This is a genomic window from Bradyrhizobium sp., from assembly GCF_035935975.1.
Lineage (GTDB): Bacteria > Pseudomonadota > Alphaproteobacteria > Rhizobiales > Xanthobacteraceae > Bradyrhizobium.
Map to the genome: position 1 here is coordinate 33,044 of NZ_DASYWN010000055.1, position 14,635 is coordinate 47,678.

At 66.0% G+C, this 14,635-nt stretch carries 12 protein-coding genes and 1 pseudogene; 6 read left to right on the plus strand and 7 right to left on the minus strand.

Annotation, left to right across the window (positions count from 1 at the left end; translation table 11 throughout):
• Positions 1–59 precede the first annotated feature (59 nt).
• The 4 genes and pseudogenes from VGR99_RS33855 to VGR99_RS33870 all read left to right on the plus strand — a co-directional run bounded on the left by VGR99_RS33855 (position 60) and on the right by VGR99_RS33870 (position 4,371).
• Positions 60–1,532 carry a DASS family sodium-coupled anion symporter gene (locus VGR99_RS33855; RefSeq protein ID WP_326904292.1) on the plus strand — a complete coding sequence of 491 codons (1,473 nt, stop codon included), beginning with the start codon at positions 60–62 and terminating at the stop codon, positions 1,530–1,532.
• A gap of 243 nt (positions 1,533–1,775) precedes the next feature.
• Entirely contained in the window at positions 1,776–2,915 is a 1,140-nt protein-coding gene (locus tag VGR99_RS33860) for a methionine ABC transporter ATP-binding protein (RefSeq protein WP_326904293.1), read from the plus strand.
• Positions 2,905–3,570, plus strand: a complete 666-nt coding sequence (locus tag VGR99_RS33865; RefSeq protein WP_326904294.1) for a methionine ABC transporter permease — start codon at positions 2,905–2,907, stop codon at positions 3,568–3,570. Before VGR99_RS33860 ends, VGR99_RS33865 begins: the two co-directional genes overlap by 11 nt.
• Positions 3,571–3,598: 28 nt before the next feature.
• Positions 3,599–4,371, plus strand: a pseudogene (locus VGR99_RS33870) (MetQ/NlpA family ABC transporter substrate-binding protein).
• 3 nt (positions 4,372–4,374) lie between these two features.
• Here VGR99_RS33870 and VGR99_RS33875 read toward each other — a convergent pair.
• Both VGR99_RS33875 and VGR99_RS33880 read right to left on the minus strand, forming a co-directional pair.
• Positions 4,375–4,926 carry a hypothetical protein gene (locus VGR99_RS33875; protein WP_326904295.1) on the minus strand — a complete coding sequence of 184 codons (552 nt, stop codon included), beginning with the start codon at positions 4,924–4,926 and terminating at the stop codon, positions 4,375–4,377.
• A gap of 112 nt (positions 4,927–5,038) precedes the next feature.
• Complete coding sequence (locus VGR99_RS33880) at positions 5,039–6,016, minus strand: helix-turn-helix domain-containing protein (RefSeq protein ID WP_326904296.1); 978 nt, start codon at positions 6,014–6,016, stop codon at positions 5,039–5,041.
• 181 nt (positions 6,017–6,197) lie between these two features.
• Here VGR99_RS33880 and VGR99_RS33885 point away from each other — a divergent pair, with 181 nt between their 5' ends.
• Both VGR99_RS33885 and VGR99_RS33890 read left to right on the plus strand, forming a co-directional pair.
• Positions 6,198–7,394 carry a serine hydrolase gene (locus VGR99_RS33885; RefSeq protein WP_326904297.1) on the plus strand — a complete coding sequence of 399 codons (1,197 nt, stop codon included), beginning with the start codon at positions 6,198–6,200 and terminating at the stop codon, positions 7,392–7,394.
• A gap of 15 nt (positions 7,395–7,409) precedes the next feature.
• Positions 7,410–9,401: a primary-amine oxidase gene (locus VGR99_RS33890; protein ID WP_326904298.1), complete on the plus strand. Its 1,992-nt coding sequence runs from the start codon at positions 7,410–7,412 to the stop codon at positions 9,399–9,401.
• On the opposite strand, the gene VGR99_RS33895 is transcribed toward VGR99_RS33890, so the two are convergent.
• The 5 genes from VGR99_RS33895 to VGR99_RS33915 all read right to left on the minus strand — a co-directional run bounded on the left by VGR99_RS33895 (position 9,398) and on the right by VGR99_RS33915 (position 14,611).
• A complete protein-coding gene (locus VGR99_RS33895; protein WP_326904299.1) occupies positions 9,398–9,790 on the minus strand; it encodes a cupin domain-containing protein in 393 nt (130 codons plus the stop codon). The two genes, VGR99_RS33890 and VGR99_RS33895, sit on opposite strands and share 4 nt — an antisense overlap.
• A 64-nt stretch (positions 9,791–9,854) precedes the next feature.
• Positions 9,855–11,306, minus strand: coding sequence for an aldehyde dehydrogenase (locus VGR99_RS33900; RefSeq protein ID WP_326904300.1), 1,452 nt, complete (start codon positions 11,304–11,306; stop codon positions 9,855–9,857).
• 26 nt (positions 11,307–11,332) lie between these two features.
• The gene (locus VGR99_RS33905; protein ID WP_326904301.1) at positions 11,333–12,076 is read right to left on the minus strand and encodes an ABC transporter ATP-binding protein; all 744 of its coding nucleotides are present in this window, start codon (positions 12,074–12,076) and stop codon (positions 11,333–11,335) included.
• Complete coding sequence (locus VGR99_RS33910) at positions 12,069–13,739, minus strand: branched-chain amino acid ABC transporter ATP-binding protein/permease (RefSeq protein WP_326904302.1); 1,671 nt, start codon at positions 13,737–13,739, stop codon at positions 12,069–12,071. Before VGR99_RS33910 ends, VGR99_RS33905 begins: the two co-directional genes overlap by 8 nt.
• On the minus strand, positions 13,736–14,611 hold the full coding sequence (locus VGR99_RS33915) for a branched-chain amino acid ABC transporter permease (protein WP_326904303.1): 876 nt from the start codon (positions 14,609–14,611) through the stop codon (positions 13,736–13,738). The genes VGR99_RS33910 and VGR99_RS33915 overlap by 4 nt, the downstream gene beginning before the upstream one ends.
• Between the last annotated feature and the right edge of the window lie 24 nt (positions 14,612–14,635).

Here is a 14,635-nt window from a genome sequence, read left to right on the forward strand (position 1 = left end):
GGACAAAAGCGGCCCGGCCAACGGGCGGCACGCTATGACGACAATCGAGGGGAGGGCCCATGGCCGCTAGCTCGCAGGCGCCTGAGGCAAAAGGATTTCGCTGGAAGCTGATCGCGCCGCTCGTGGTGTGGCTGGCGATCTATCTGTGGCCAGTGCCGCCCGGCCTCAACGTCAATCAGTGGCACTATTTTGCCGTGTTCGCGGCCGTCATCACCGGGCTCATCCTGGAATCGATGCCGGTCGGCGCGGTCGGCTTCATCGGCCTGACGGTTGCGGGCGTTGCCGGCTATATCGATCCCGATCCCAATAAATCGCTGCGCTGGATGCTGGCGGGCTTTGCCGAGAGCACGGTGTGGCTTATCGTCGGCGCCTTCGTGTTCTCGATCGGCTATCGCAAGAGCCAGCTCGGCCGGCGCATCGCGCTGGTGCTGGTGCAGAAGCTCGGCCGCAACACGCTTGGGCTCGGCTATGCGGTGGCGATGTCGGATTTCCTGCTCGCACCCGCGACGCCCTCCAACACCGCGCGCAGCGGCGGCATCGTCTATCCCATCATCAGCAACATCCCGCGCATCTACGGCTCCGAGCCGGGACCGACTGCCGGCAAGATCGGCACCTATGTGATGTGGACTGCGTTCGCGGCGACCGCGATCACCAGCTCGCTGTTCTTCACCGCGCTCGCGCCCAATGCGGCGGCGCTGGCGATCGCCAAGAAGACCGTCGGGGTCGAGGTGAGCTGGGCGCAATGGTTCATGGGCTTTGCGCCGCTCGGCATCCTCCTGATGATCGTGGTGCCGCTGCTCAGCTATGTCGTGTGCCGTCCCGAGGTGAAGCGCAGCCCCGAGATCACCGAATGGGCGACGAAGGAGCTCACGGAAATGGGCCCGATGTCGCGCAACGAGTGGATCATGCTGGCGCTGGTCGTGCTGGCGATGTTCCTGTGGATCGCGGGCTCGAGCCCGGACATCCACGTGCCCGTGCTCGGCTCGAACTTCGTCAACGCCACCACCGTCGTCTTCATCGTGATCTCCCTGATGCTGGTGACGGGCGTGATCGAGTTTGCCGACATCGTCGCCGAGAAGAGCGCCTGGGAGGTGTTCTTCTACTTCACCTCGCTGCTGACGCTGGCGTCGGGCCTCAACGAGATCGGCTTCATCAAATGGTTCGCGACCGAATACGCAAAGCCGCTCGCGGGACTGTCGCCGTCGACCGCGATGATCCTGCTGGTCGCGCTGTTCTTCTGGATCCACTATTTCTTCTCGAGCATCACCTCGCACGCCGCCGCCGTGCTGCCCGTCGTGCTCGCGGTCGGCTCCGGCATCCCCGGCCTGCCGGTCACGACGCTCGCCATGCTCTGCATGTATTCGCTCGGCCTGATGGGCGTGATCTCGCCCTATGCGACCGGACCCGCGCCGATGTATTTCGGCAGCGGCTATATCGGGAAGGGCCAGTTCTGGGGCTTTGGCCTGATCTTCGGGCTGCTGTATTTCTCGGGTCTGCTGCTGATCGTGCTGCCCTGGCTGACGCTCCGATAAGCGGGACCGGAGGCTGATACCCCCGGCGGAGGAATATTCTTCTCCGGGGCGGGATTGGGAAAACTTCGTCCAATCCCCCGCAAATATCTGAAATTGCAAGAAAGACCCGAAAAGGCGATGGTGCGTGCTGCAGTGCAGCGCGATTCACCCCGAAACGCTCGGCTGCAATTCCACCCCCGTCGCTCAATGCGACCAGGTTCCGTACGTCCCAGGAGGGGCATGCGGGCAGGCGAACTATTGTGCATGAAGGCCGCCGCCATGAACGCCCACCAATCGCTCGCGATCGGACAACCGCTCGAAACGCTTGAAGCGATTTCACCCGCCGCAGTCGAAGCGGACGCGATGGTCCGGTTTGAAGGCATCTCGAAGACCTACCCGGCCTATCGCGGCAAGCCCGGCGTCAACGCGCTGGTGAACATCGATTTCGCGATCCCGCGCGGCTCCATCACCGGCGTGATCGGCCGCTCCGGCGCCGGCAAGTCGAGCCTGGTCCGGCTGATCAACGGGCTGGAGAAGCCGAGCACGGGCCGCGTCATCGTCGATGGCCGCGACATCTCGGCGCTCGCAGGCCGCGAGCTGCGCCTGGCGCAGCGCTCGATCGGCATGATCTTCCAGCATTTCAATCTGCTGTCGTCGCGCACCGCCGCCGACAACATCGCGCTGCCGCTCGAGATCGCCGGCTGGTCGAAGGCCGACATCAAGGCCCGCGTCGCCGAGCTGCTGGCGCTGGTCGGCATCGCCGACAAGCACGACCGTTATCCCTCGGAACTCTCCGGCGGCCAGAAGCAGCGCGTCGGCATCGCCCGCGCGCTGGCGACACGGCCGGACGTGCTGCTGTCGGACGAGGCGACCTCGGCGCTCGATCCGCAGACCACGCGCGCCATCCTCGATCTGCTCGCCAACATCAACCGCGAGCTGGGCGTGACCATCGTGCTGATCACCCATGAAATGTCCGTGGTGCGCCAGCTTGCGAAGGAAGTCGTGGTGCTCGACGCCGGCCACGTCGTCGAGAGCGGCCATGTCGCCGACATCTTCACGCACCCGAAGCATCCGATCACGCAGTCCTTCCTCGCCGAGGTCATCGGCGACAGCCTGCCGGTCTCGCTGGCCAGCCGGATCGTTTCGAACCCGACGGCTGGCGGACAGGCCGTGATCCGCGTCCAGGTACGCGGGGCAGGGGCCGGCGACACGCTGGTGGCGCGGCTCGCCCGCGAGCTCAGCCTCGACGTGTCGCTGCTGTCGGCCCGCATCGACGAGATCGGCGGCCAGCATGTGGGCTCGCTGACCCTCGGTATTCCCGGTGGCGAGGACGCGGTGACGCGCACGCTCGCCTGGCTCTCTCAATATCAATTCTCGGCGGAGCGTCTCGGCTATGTCGCCTGAACTCATCAATCTCATCGTCCAGGCCACCTTCGAAAGCCTGTACATGGTCGGCATCGCGGCGCTGCTCGGCACCGCCTTCGGCCTGCCGCTCGGCGTGTTCCTCGCCACCAGCCGGAAGGGCGAGCTGTTCGCGGCGCCCACCATCAATCGCGTGCTCGGCATCGTCGTCAACGCGACGCGGTCCACGCCCTTCATCATCCTGGTCGTCGCCATCATCCCGTTCACCCGGCTGGTCGCCGGCACCTCGATCGGTTCGACCGCGGCGATCGTGCCGCTGACCATCGCATCGACGCCGTTCATTGCGCGCCTCGTCGAGGCTGCGATCCGCGAGGTCGACGGCGGCCTCATTGAAACGGCATCCTCGTTCGGGGCGTCGCCGATCCAGATCGTGCTGAAGGTCCTGATCCCGGAGGCGCTGCCGGGCCTCTTGCTGGCTCTGACGCTCGCGGTGGTCAGCCTGCTCGGCTACTCCGCCATGGTCGGCGCCGTCGGCGGCGGCGGCCTTGGCGATCTCGGCATCCGCTACGGCTACCAGCGCTTCATGCCGGAGATGATGCTCGCCGTCGTCGTCGTGCTGATCGCGCTGGTGCAGCTCGTGCAGAGCGCGGGCGACTATCTGGCGCGCCGGGTCAACCGCCGGCTGCGCCACCGCTGATTCAAACGTCCTGACACTGGAGAGTTCAATGCGTTTTCTCGCAACCCTTGCGGCTGCAGCCTTGCTCGCGACCGCGGCTCACGCCGAAACCATCCGCGTCGGCGTCACTGCCGGCCCCCATGCCGAGATCCTCGACGTCGTGAAGAAGGTCGGCGCCGAGCGCGGCCTCGACATCAAGGTGGTCGAGTTCACCGACTATGTGATCCCGAACCAGGCGCTGGCGCTGAAGGACCTCGAGGCCAACTCGTTCCAGCATGAGCCGTACCTGAAGAACCAGATCTCCAAGACCGGCTGGAAGCTCGTTAAGGTCGCCAACACGATCGGCTCGCCGCAGGGCGTCTATTCGCAGAAATACAAGAAGCTCGCGGACCTGCCCGAAGGCGCCCGCGTCGCCATCGCCAACGATCCCTCCAACGGCGCGCGTGGCCTGATGATTTTGGCGCTCCATGGCGTGATCAAGCTGAAGGACCCGAACAACGTTTCGTCGACCATCGCCGACATCACCGACAACCCGAAGAAGCTCCGCTTCGTCGAGCTCGATGCCGCCCAGCTCCCCCGCGCGCTGCAGGACGTCGATCTCGTCGCGATCAACAACAACTATGCCGTCCAGGCCGGCCTCAATCCGGCCAAGGATGCGGTTGCGCAGGAGAACGCGACGGTCCCTGGGTCAACATCCTCGCCGTCCGCGAGGAGGACAAGGACAAGCCGTGGGTGAAGCAGCTGATCGAGGCCTATCACTCGGACCAGGTGAAGGCGTTCCTGGAGACGCGCTTCAAGGGCACGTACCTTCCGGCCTGGTGAGCGTCAGGGTCGCGCGGCATTTCTGCGGGTCTCCGGATACCATGACGTGAACTTCACCGCGCCGACCAGCGCCAGAATGATGGCGATGACTCCGGCGCGGTGCGGGATGTCCGGCAAATACAGTAACGCCAGTTCGGCAGCGACCATGACGCCGAAGGCGAGCGCCCATGCCAGCGAGATCACCACGTTGGTTCGGTAGAATTCCGTTGTGTCCCACAATTCGGCCGAAACCTGCTCGCGCGCGTATTGGAGCGTGAAGGGCTTCCCGATCGCCAGAGACAGCAGCACGATGGCGAGCAGTCCGCTATCGACAAACAGGCGAACCGCGATGATCGACCAGTTTGGCTGGAGCAGGTACGCGTAGAGAGCGAGCCCGCAGAACAGGATGAACGTGCCCAGGTCGAGGATTTTGACGACACGCCCCTGGCTCACGACATCGCGCAACAGCAGCACCGTGGCAACCAATGCCCCCGCGAACAGGCCTTCCATTGATCCGACCAACCGGTCGATGACGGCAAAGGCGATAAAGGGGGCAAACGCAAGCAGCATTCCCATGAGGAGCCTCCGGCCCGGTGACGCCAGTGCCCTTAGAACGAGATACGCCCGAACGCAAATATCAACTCGTTATGCCTGTATCGGCGGTAACTATAGCGTGCGGATCTACCCCCTACGCCGCCCTGGCGCGCCGCAGCGTCTCCGAGGGCAGCTCGGAGAAGTGACGCTTGTAGTCGAGCGAGAACTGGCTGAAGTGCCAGAAGCCGTGCTGCACGGCGACGTCGTAGACCGACGCCGCGGCACCGGAACGTTTCAAATCGCGCCGCACGCGGTTGAGCCGCATCGCGCGCCAATAGTGCATCGGGCTGGTGCCCAAGACTTCCTGGAAGCAATAGCCGAGCTTGCGCGGGCTGGCGCCGACCGCCTTGCACACCTCCAGCAGCGACAGCGCGCGCTCGCCGCTGTCGTGCATCAGCTCGCGGGCACGGTCGACGGTGCGCTTGCGGGCGGCCGAGCTGCGGCCGGGATCGCTGGGCCGCGCCGTCGGCAGCATGTCCATGATCTCGACGAGGAGGGCGTCTTCGAGCGCCTGCCGCGCGGCCGGATCGTCGAATTGGTCCGGCGCGGTCGTGACGGTCTCGTGGATGGCGGCAAGATGCGCGCGCAGTCGCGCGACCGGCGCCTCCGCCATCTCGATCACCTGCAACTGGTGCCAGACGGCGCGCGGCAGCTCGATATCGAGCCGGGCCGCAAGCTCCGCGATCAGCACCGCGCTGGCGACCACGCCGCGCAGCTCGAATGCCTTCGGCGTGCACATGTCGATCTCGGCATCGATGCTGGCGAGCACGCGGGCGCCCCTGGCGCTGGTCCCGTTGCAGCTGACCTCGCCGTGCCAGGGCAGGCCGATACCAAAACTGTCGGCGCCCAACTGGCCGTATTGGCGGACTTGCTGGCTGGTGATCTCGCGGAACACTTCCAGCCGCGGCAGCGAGAGCTGGGTAAAGCTGCCCCGGAAGGCGCCGGCGCTGATCTGGTCGTAGCTCAGCCGCCAGCGGCCGAGCGTGGCGCAGTGCTCATCGACATCCGTGCTGCTTGCTTGAAGCAGATTGGCAGCTGAGTCCTGAATCGGAAGAGTTGCGCTTAAGGCCATGACGTTACGTCAGAATCTGTGAGCTGAACAGCTAGCAAGAACCACGCCAGACTGGCACGAACACGCCTCCTGTCCAGCAAAATATTGCCGGATCTCGATAACGCCCGATAGCGCCCGGGTGCAGTCTTCCTCCCCAGCCGTTCCGACACCGGGGTCGAAACGCGCTTCGCGGAGGATCGAGATGCGACCGACTGACGTCATGCGCGGCAGCCCGCCCGCGCCCGAGGCCCAGGTGACGCGCGCCAACTGGCGCAGCTTTCCCGCGATCCGCTGGGGCTTTACCCACACCCGCGAAGTGCTCCCGACCGCGGAGATCCGCCGCTCCGCACGGCCGACGCCGATGCAGAGCGCGCCGCGTGAGCTTTCGAAGCTCGGCTTCACCGCGCCTGACGGCAAGCCGACCACGATCGAGGCGACTTTGCGCGAGACCTTCGCCGATGCGCTGCTCGTGATGCATCAGGGCACCCTGATCCACGAATGGTACGGCGACGGCATGAGCGTGACCACACCGCACCTGATCTGCTCGATCAGCAAAGCGATCGCCGGCACGCTCGGCGGCGTGCTGGCCGCGCGGGGCCTGGTCGATCCGGAGGCGAGGGTGGTGCGCTATGTGCGGGAGCTCGAGACCTCGGTCTATGGGACCTGCACGGTCCGCAACCTTCTCGACATGGCCGTCGCCATCCAGTTCGAGGAGGACTACGAGGATCCCGCCGGCGACGTCGCGCGCTATCGATTCTCCTCGGGCTGGGACGTGCCGCCTGATGGCGTCGAGCCCGGCCATCAGCGCGCCTATCTCACGACCTTGCGCGGCACTGGCAAGCCGCATGGCAAGGTGTTTCACTACGTCTCGACCAATACGGAAGTGCTTGGCTGGGTCTATGAGCGCGCCTGCGGGATGCCCTATCATCGCATCCTCTCCGAATATCTCTGGCAGCCCTTGGGCGCCGAGGAGGATGGCTCGCTCACGCTCGACAGCCACGGCATGGGCCGCATCGCGGGCGGTATCTCCGTCACCGCGCGGGATTTGCTGCGCTTCGGCGAGATGATGCGCAATCGCGGCGCGGTCGAGGGGCGGCAGGTCGTGCCGGGCTGGTGGATCGACGACATCCGCGAGAACGGTGATCCCAAAGCATGGGCTGACGGCGACCTCGCCGAGTTCTTCCCGGGCGCGCGCTATCGCAGCAAATGGTTCACGATCGACCCGGCGCGCAATGCGCTGACCGGGATCGGCATCCACGGCCAGCACCTCTATGTCGATCTCGACTCGGACACCGTCATCGTCAAGCTCGCGACGCAGCCCAAGGCGATGGACGTCCCGATCGACCAACGCTGGTTCGCGGCCTTCCGCGCCATCGCAACACATCTCGCTCCGCGCTGATCTCCGGACATCCCCATGCTCGATACCGTCAAAGCCAAATCGTCGCCGCAGACCGCAACGCCATATCCGCTCGATCCGCTGACCGCTGAAGAGATCACTGCCGCCTGCACGCTGGTGCGCGCCGCCGCGGCCTCACCGGAAAACTGCCGCTTCCCGACGGTGCGGCTGGAAGAGCCGACCAAGCAGGAGCTGGCCGCGGGCGGAGCAGGGCGCCGCGCCTTCGCGCTGACCCTGGACATAACGACTGGCGAAGCGGTCGAGCACATCGTCGATCTCGCCCGCAGTGAGATCGTCGGGCGAAAAATCATCCCGAACCGCGAGGCGCCCTACGGGCAGCCGCCGGTGATGCTGGAGGAGTTCTTCAAGTGCGAGGCCGTGGTGAAGGCCGACCCCAGGTGGCGCGCGGCGATGTACCGGCGCGGGCTGACCGACAAGGACATCGAGCTGGTCCAGGTCGATCCGTTCTCCTCGGGCTTCTTCGATTTCGAGTATGAGCGCGGCGCGCGCATCGTGCGTGCGGTCAGCTTCTTCCGCGAGCACCTCCAGGACAACGGCTACGCCCATCCTATCGAAGGCGTGGTCGCGGTCGTCGACCTCATCGACGGCAAGATCATCGACCTCACCGACGCGGACCCGATCGTGCCGATCCCGCGCAAGAAGCGGAACTACGGCGCGCATGAAGTCCAAAACCCGCGCACCGACATCAAGCCGCTGCACATCGAGCAGCCGGAGGGTCCGAGCTTCAAGGTCGACGGCTGGAAGGTCGACTGGCAGAAATGGAGCTTTCGCGTCGGCTTCACGCCGCGCGAGGGTCTGGTGCTGCATCAGCTCAGCTACCAGGACGGCACGCGCAAGCGCTCGCTGATCCATCGCGCCAGCGTCACCGAGATGGTGGTGCCTTACGCCGATCCGACCGAGAACCATTTCTGGAAGTCGGCCTTCGATGCCGGCGAATACGGGCTCGGCATGCTCGCCAATGCGCTCGAGCTCGGCTGCGACTGCCTCGGCAACATCCATTATTTCGACGTGCCGGCCGCCGACAACAAGGGCGAGCCCTTCGTCATGCACAACGCTATCTGCATGCATGAAGAAGACTACGGAATTGCCTGGAAACACTACGAATTCCGCAACGGCCTATTCGAGGTTCGCAGGTCCCGGCGGCTTGTGATCTCGTTCTTCGCAACCGTCGGCAATTACGACTATGGCTTCTACTGGTACCTGTATCAGGACGGCACGATCCAGCTCGAGACCAAGCTCACTGGCATCATCCAGACCGCCGCCGTGCCGTCAGGCGAAAAGTACAAATGGGGCGGCATGGTCGACGACAATCTGGGCGGGCCGACGCACCAGCACTTCTTCAACGTGCGCATGCACATGGATCTCGATGGCGGCGGCAACACGGTCACCGAGCATGAGTTCGTGCCGCGGCCCTGGGGCCACGACAATCCGCACGGCAACGCCTTCGACACCACGACGCGCGTGCTGTCGCGCGAGCGCGACGCGGCGGCGATCGCCAATGGCGAGACCGGCCGGTTCTGGAAGATCAGCAATCCCAACGAGACCAATTCGGTCGGTAATGCGCCGGCCTACAAGCTCATGGTCAATCCGAGCCCGCTGATGCTGGCACAGGAAGGCAGCTACGTGCGCAAGCGCGGCGGCTTTGCGACCAGACACGTCTGGGTGACCGCATTCGACGCGGCGGAAAAGTACGCCAGCGGCGACTATCCGAACAACCATGCCGGCGGCGACGGCCTGCCGCGCTATGCCGCGCAGAACCGCAACATCGAGAATGCCGACATCGTGCTGTGGCACTCGTTCGGCCACACCCATATCTGCAAGCCCGAGGACTTTCCGATCATGCCGGTCGAATATGCCGGCTTCATGCTGAAACCGACCGGCTTCTTTTCGGCCAACGCGGCCGGCGACATCCCGCCGGAGCGCAACAGCCGCAGCGTGCTCTCGGGTGAGCAGACCGGTGCGGGCGGAGGCTCGTGCTGTAAGAGCTAGGCAGCCGGCGGGTAGTAGAGAAACTCGATCATCAGGCAGCCGTCGCGGGTGAAGAACGGCCCATGCTCGACATGGGCCGGTCTCACGGCATAGGTGCCGGCCTCCAGCAATCGCGTTTCCTGCGACTGCGTGCCGATCGACAGCGTCCCCGAAACCAGAAACACCTCCTCGCACCATTCGTGCGAGACCGGATGCTCCACCGATGCGCCGGCGGCCCAGCGTGACAGGCGCGTCACCGCGCCGGTTCGTGCCGGGTGATCGAAGCGGCCGGACAGGATCTTTTCCTCGACCCCGTCATAGCCGGGGACGGCCCGCCAACCATCCTCGGCCAGCGCGTTGAAAAACTCCCTGTGGTCCTTCATGAACCGACCGAAGCCGGGCTCCGCCATGGCATCATCTCCCAAGCTGACTCGGGATCGAGCCTATCGCAGAGCGCCGGCGTTTCCCATCCGATCAGAACGGATAGTGCCGCGGTCCGGTCTGCACGGTGATCCAGCGCAGTTCGGTGAACTCGTCGATGGCAGCCTTGCCGCCGAAGCGCCCATAGCCTGACGCCTTGGTGCCGCCGAACGGCATCTGCGGCTCGTCATGCACGGTCGGCGCGTTGACGTGGCAAATGCCGGCCTCGATCCGCTTGGCAACGCCGAGGGCGCGCGCGATGTCTCGGCCGAACACGGCGGAGGACAGCCCGTATTCGGTGTCGTTGGCGAGGCGCACGGCCTCGTCGACGCCGCTGACGCGAACCACGGTCACGACCGGACCGAAGCTTTCCTCGCCATAGATGCGCATCGCCGGCGTGACGTGATCGACGATCGTGGCGGGCATGATGGTGCCGCTGCCGTGTCCGCCCGCGGCGACCACGGCGCCCTTGGCGACGGCATCGTCGATCAGGCCGCGAACGCGGTCGCAGGCAGCCGCGCTGACGAGCGAGCCGAGCACGACATTGCCCTTGCGCGGATCGCCATGGGGCAGGCTTTTCGCTTTCGCCGCGAACTTCTCGATGAAGGCATCGGCGACCGTGTCGTCGACGACGATCCGCTCCGTCGACATGCAGATCTGGCCCTGGTTCATGAAGGCGCCGAAGGCGGCCGCATTCACGGCGGCGTCGAGATCGGCATCGTCGAGGATGACGAGCGGCGCCTTGCCGCCGAGCTCCAGCAGCGCGCGCTTCAGATGTTTTGCGCAAGCCAGTGCAATGAGGCGGCCGACCCGGGTCGAGCCGGTGAAATTGACGCGGCGGATGGCGGGGTGGGCGATCAGGGCCTCGACCACCGCCTGCGCATCCTCGGGCGCATTGGTCACGACGTTGACGACGCCGTCGCCAAGGCCGGCTTCCGCCAGGCAGCTGCCGATCAGGCGGTGCACGCCCGGGCTCATCTCCGAGGCCTTCAGCACGACCGTGTTACCACAGGCGAGCGGCATCGCGACCGAGCGTACGCCGAGGATGACGGGCGCGTTCCACGGCGCAATGCCGAGCACGACACCGACCGGCTGGCGGAAGGCCATGGCGAGATTGTCGGGCTTGTCGGTCGGAATGACCTCGCCGGAGATCTGCGTGGTCATGGCGGCGGCTTCGCGCAGCATGCCTTCGGCCAGATGCACGTTGAAACCGGCCCAGCCCGCGGTGGCGCCGGTCTCGGCGACCATCAGCGCGGTGAACTCCGGCGCCCGGCGCGCGAGGATGTCGGCGGCCGCGCTGAGCCGCTTGCGGCGCTCGGAGGGGCCGAGCTGCGACCAGGCGGGGAAGGCGGCGGCCGCGGCATCGGCGGCGCGCATCGCATCGTCGATCGAGGCCGCCGCCACGATGGTTGCGACCTCGCCGGAGATCGGGTTGTGGCGCTGGAAGGTGCGCTGGTTGCTCGCCGACTGGTCCTTGCCGCCGATGAGAAGGTCGATTGCATTCATGGAGCTCTCCGGGGATTGCAGGGAGGTTACGAGGGTGGGTTTGGTGCAGGCGACGCAGCGCGCGCCTTGCCGAGATAGGCGCGCTGGATCTCCGGATCGTTCTTCATCGTGCCGGCAAGCCCGCTGCCGGCGTTGCGGCCGGACTCGATGAGGTAGACGCGGTCGGCAATGTCGAGGCTCGCGCGCGCGTTCTGCTCGACCAGAAGCACACCGACGCCGCTGGCGCGGATCTGGGTCAGTGCGCGGAAGACCTCGCGGCTGAGCAAGGGCGACAGGCCGAGCGAGGGCTCGTCGAGCAGCAGGAGCAACGGGTTCGACATCAGCGCGCGGCCGATCGCGACCATCTGCTGCTCGCCGCCGCTCATGGTGCGGACGGCCTGGGTCATGCGCTCGGCGAGACGCGGGAACAGTTGCAGGATCTTTGCGAGCCGGTCCGCTTCGCCCGCGCGCGCCCGGGCGGGATAGGCGCCGAGCTGCAGATTCTCGGCAACAGTGAGATCACCGAAGACGCCGCGTCCCTCCGGCACCAGGGCGATGCCACGCTCCACGATCAGATGGGCCGGCAGCTCGGCGATACTCTGTCCCTCGAACGCGATGCGCGCGCCAGGCGCGGGCCTGACCAGACCGGCGATGGACTTGAGCAAGGTCGATTTGCCGGCGCCGTTGGCGCCGAGGATCGCGACGATCTCGCCTTGTTTGATGCCGAGTGCGACGTCGGCCAGCGCCTGGTGCTTGCCGTAGAAGTGGGAGAGGGCGGCGACCTCAAGCATCGTCATCTCCGAGATAGGCGGCGACGACCTTGGGATCGGACAAGACCTCGTCCGGCGCGCCGCGCGCGATCACGCTGCCGGCGTTCATGACGATGCAATGGCCGCACAGCGCGCGGATCGCGTCCATGACGTGCTCGACCATGATGATGGTGAGGCCGCGGTCGCGCAGCTTGGCGATCAGGGCGATGCCGGTTTCGAGCTCGCTCGGATTGAGACCGGCCAGCCATTCGTCGAGCAGCACGAGGCGCGGCTGCAGCGCCAATGCGCGGGCCAGCTCCAGCCGCTTCTGGTCGATATAGGTCAGATCGCCCGCGGGCGCCTCGTGCATGACGCCAAGCCCGACCAGATCGAGCAACTCGCGTCCGGATGCGGCCGAACCGCCTGACGTTGAGAACAGCCGCGCGGCGGCCACGTTCTCGGCGACCGTCAAGTCCGGCATCACCCGTACCAGCTGGAAAGTGCGTGCAAGGCCAAGGCGCGCGATCTGGTGCGCGCGCAGGCCGTTGAGCACGGTACCGCCAAGGCGGATCGTGCCGGAGGAGGGTCGCAGCGCGCCGGACAGCGTGTTCAGCAGCGTCGTCTTGCCTGAGCCGTTGGGGCCGATGATCCCGATGATCTCGCCCGGCGCGACCGTGAAGCTGACGCCGTCGACCGCACGCAGCCCACTGAACGACTTGCTGACGCCGTCGACTGCGAGCAGCGGGGAACCCATTGCCCGGGCGGAAGTAGCAGCGGGACCGCCGGCCGGGACACGCCAGCGTCCGGCCCCGAACAGCCCGATCACGCCGTTCGGCAGCACCATGACGATGACGACGAAGATGACGCCGAGCACGATGCTGAAATGATTGGGCAGCGTCGCGGTCAGGACCTCGAACAGCAGCACCAGCGGGATCACACCCAGCACGGGGCCGAGCAGCGAGCCCGCGCCGCCGAGCAGGGCCATGATCACGACCTGGAACGAGATGGTCGGATTGAAGGCGATGGCGGGATCGATATAGGTCCAGCGCGGCGCCATCACCGCGCCGGTCATTGCCATGAACGTCGCGCTCAGAATGAACACGCCGAGCTTGACCCGCGTCGCGTCGATGCCGGAATGGCTGGCCGCGGTCTCGTCAGCGCCGATGGCGCGCAGCGCGAGGCCATAGCGCGAGCGTCCAAGCCACCAGCCCACCAGGAAGACAAGCGCCGTGAGGCCAAGGAGCTGCCAGTAGAGAACATCCTGCGTCACCGCGCTGAAGAGATAGCGGCCGACCGATTTGTGGATGTTGACCTCGTACCAGATCACGAGCTGCCGGATCAGCTCGGCCAGGCCAAAGGAGAAGATGACGAAATAGATGCCTGACAGCCGGAGCGTCGAGAGCCCTGTAATGGCCGCCGTGAGCGCGCCGACGCCGGCTGCGGCCAGCACCACGACCGGCCAAGGCATGGCCTCGCCGAGCACCGCGGCGGTGTAGGCGCCGAGGCCGAAGAACGCGACCGTGGCAAGCGAGACGTAGCGGGTGGGGCCTGAGAACATCGCCCACGCCGTCGCGAGGATCGTGAAATAAAGAACGCTGATGCCGAGAGCGAGATAGTAGCCATTGACATAAAGCGGATAGGCGACGACGGCCGCCGCCAGGACGGGGGCGACACACCACAGCAGGATGCGGAGAGCCCCCGTCACGACGCGGTTCTCCCGAACAGGCCCGTCGGCCTGATCAGCAGCACGCCGAGAAACAGCGCATAGGTCGCCGCCAGTGTCAGGCCGGGATCGACCAGCCGCGCCACCGCCGTTTCGACGACACCGAGCAACAGGCCTGCGACCAGCGCGCCCATGACGTTACCGACCCCGCCCATGATGACGACCACCAGCGCCTTCATGGTGAAGACCACGCCCATCGCGGCGTTGAAGGTGAGGAACATGCTGACCAGCACGCCGCCGACGGCGACGAGGCCGCCGCCGAAGGCAAACGCGTATCCTGACAGCGCGGCCACATCGATCCCGACTAGGCGCGCGGCATTGGCATCGACAGCGATGGCGCGAACGGCGGTACCGATCCGCGTGCGGGTGAGCGCAAGATACACCGCGCCCCCGACCAGGGCCGCGAACAGCAGGGCGACGAGGCGATTGACCGCTAGGGTCGATCCCATGATCGTCAGCGGAATGGAGAGGTAGCTATAGCTGTAATACTGGCCGCCGAAGGCGACCAGCATCGCGCCCTGGATCACGAACAGCACGCCGAACGTGACGAGGATGCTGTCGATCTCCTGCGCGCCCCGGTCCTTGCCGCGCCGCATCAGCCGTTCCAGCAGGAAACGATAGAGCAGCCAGTTCAGCACCATCGCGACCGGGACCGCCAGCAGGAGTGCCACGAGCGGGCTCAGCCCAAGCCCGCTGTAGAGCGAGAACGCGCCGAAGGCGGCCGCGACCAGCGACTCCCCGTAGGACAGGTTCATGATCCGCGCCACGCCATATTGCAGCGTCAGCCCGAGCGCGATCAGCGCGTACATGCCGCCGAGCACGAGGCCCGGCAGGACGATGTCGACAAGCAGCATCAAACGTCCTCTAGAGCGGACGGC

What these genes read in the sequence shown, in the direction of transcription:
- VGR99_RS33855 (WP_326904292.1), top strand. Translation starts at nt 60, where the DNA reads ATGGCCGCTAGCTCGCAGGCGCCTGAGGCAAAAGGATTTCGCTGGAAG.
- VGR99_RS33860 (WP_326904293.1), top strand. Translation starts at nt 1,776, where the DNA reads ATGAAGGCCGCCGCCATGAACGCCCACCAATCGCTCGCGATCGGACAA.
- VGR99_RS33865 (WP_326904294.1), top strand. Translation starts at nt 2,905, where the DNA reads ATGTCGCCTGAACTCATCAATCTCATCGTCCAGGCCACCTTCGAAAGC.
- VGR99_RS33875 (WP_326904295.1), bottom strand. Translation starts at nt 4,926, where the DNA reads ATGGGAATGCTGCTTGCGTTTGCCCCCTTTATCGCCTTTGCCGTCATC.
- VGR99_RS33880 (WP_326904296.1), bottom strand. Translation starts at nt 6,016, where the DNA reads ATGGCCTTAAGCGCAACTCTTCCGATTCAGGACTCAGCTGCCAATCTG.
- VGR99_RS33885 (WP_326904297.1), top strand. Translation starts at nt 6,198, where the DNA reads ATGCGACCGACTGACGTCATGCGCGGCAGCCCGCCCGCGCCCGAGGCC.
- VGR99_RS33890 (WP_326904298.1), top strand. Translation starts at nt 7,410, where the DNA reads ATGCTCGATACCGTCAAAGCCAAATCGTCGCCGCAGACCGCAACGCCA.
- VGR99_RS33895 (WP_326904299.1), bottom strand. Translation starts at nt 9,790, where the DNA reads ATGGCGGAGCCCGGCTTCGGTCGGTTCATGAAGGACCACAGGGAGTTT.
- VGR99_RS33900 (WP_326904300.1), bottom strand. Translation starts at nt 11,306, where the DNA reads ATGAATGCAATCGACCTTCTCATCGGCGGCAAGGACCAGTCGGCGAGC.
- VGR99_RS33905 (WP_326904301.1), bottom strand. Translation starts at nt 12,076, where the DNA reads ATGCTTGAGGTCGCCGCCCTCTCCCACTTCTACGGCAAGCACCAGGCG.
- VGR99_RS33915 (WP_326904303.1), bottom strand. Translation starts at nt 14,611, where the DNA reads ATGCTGCTTGTCGACATCGTCCTGCCGGGCCTCGTGCTCGGCGGCATG.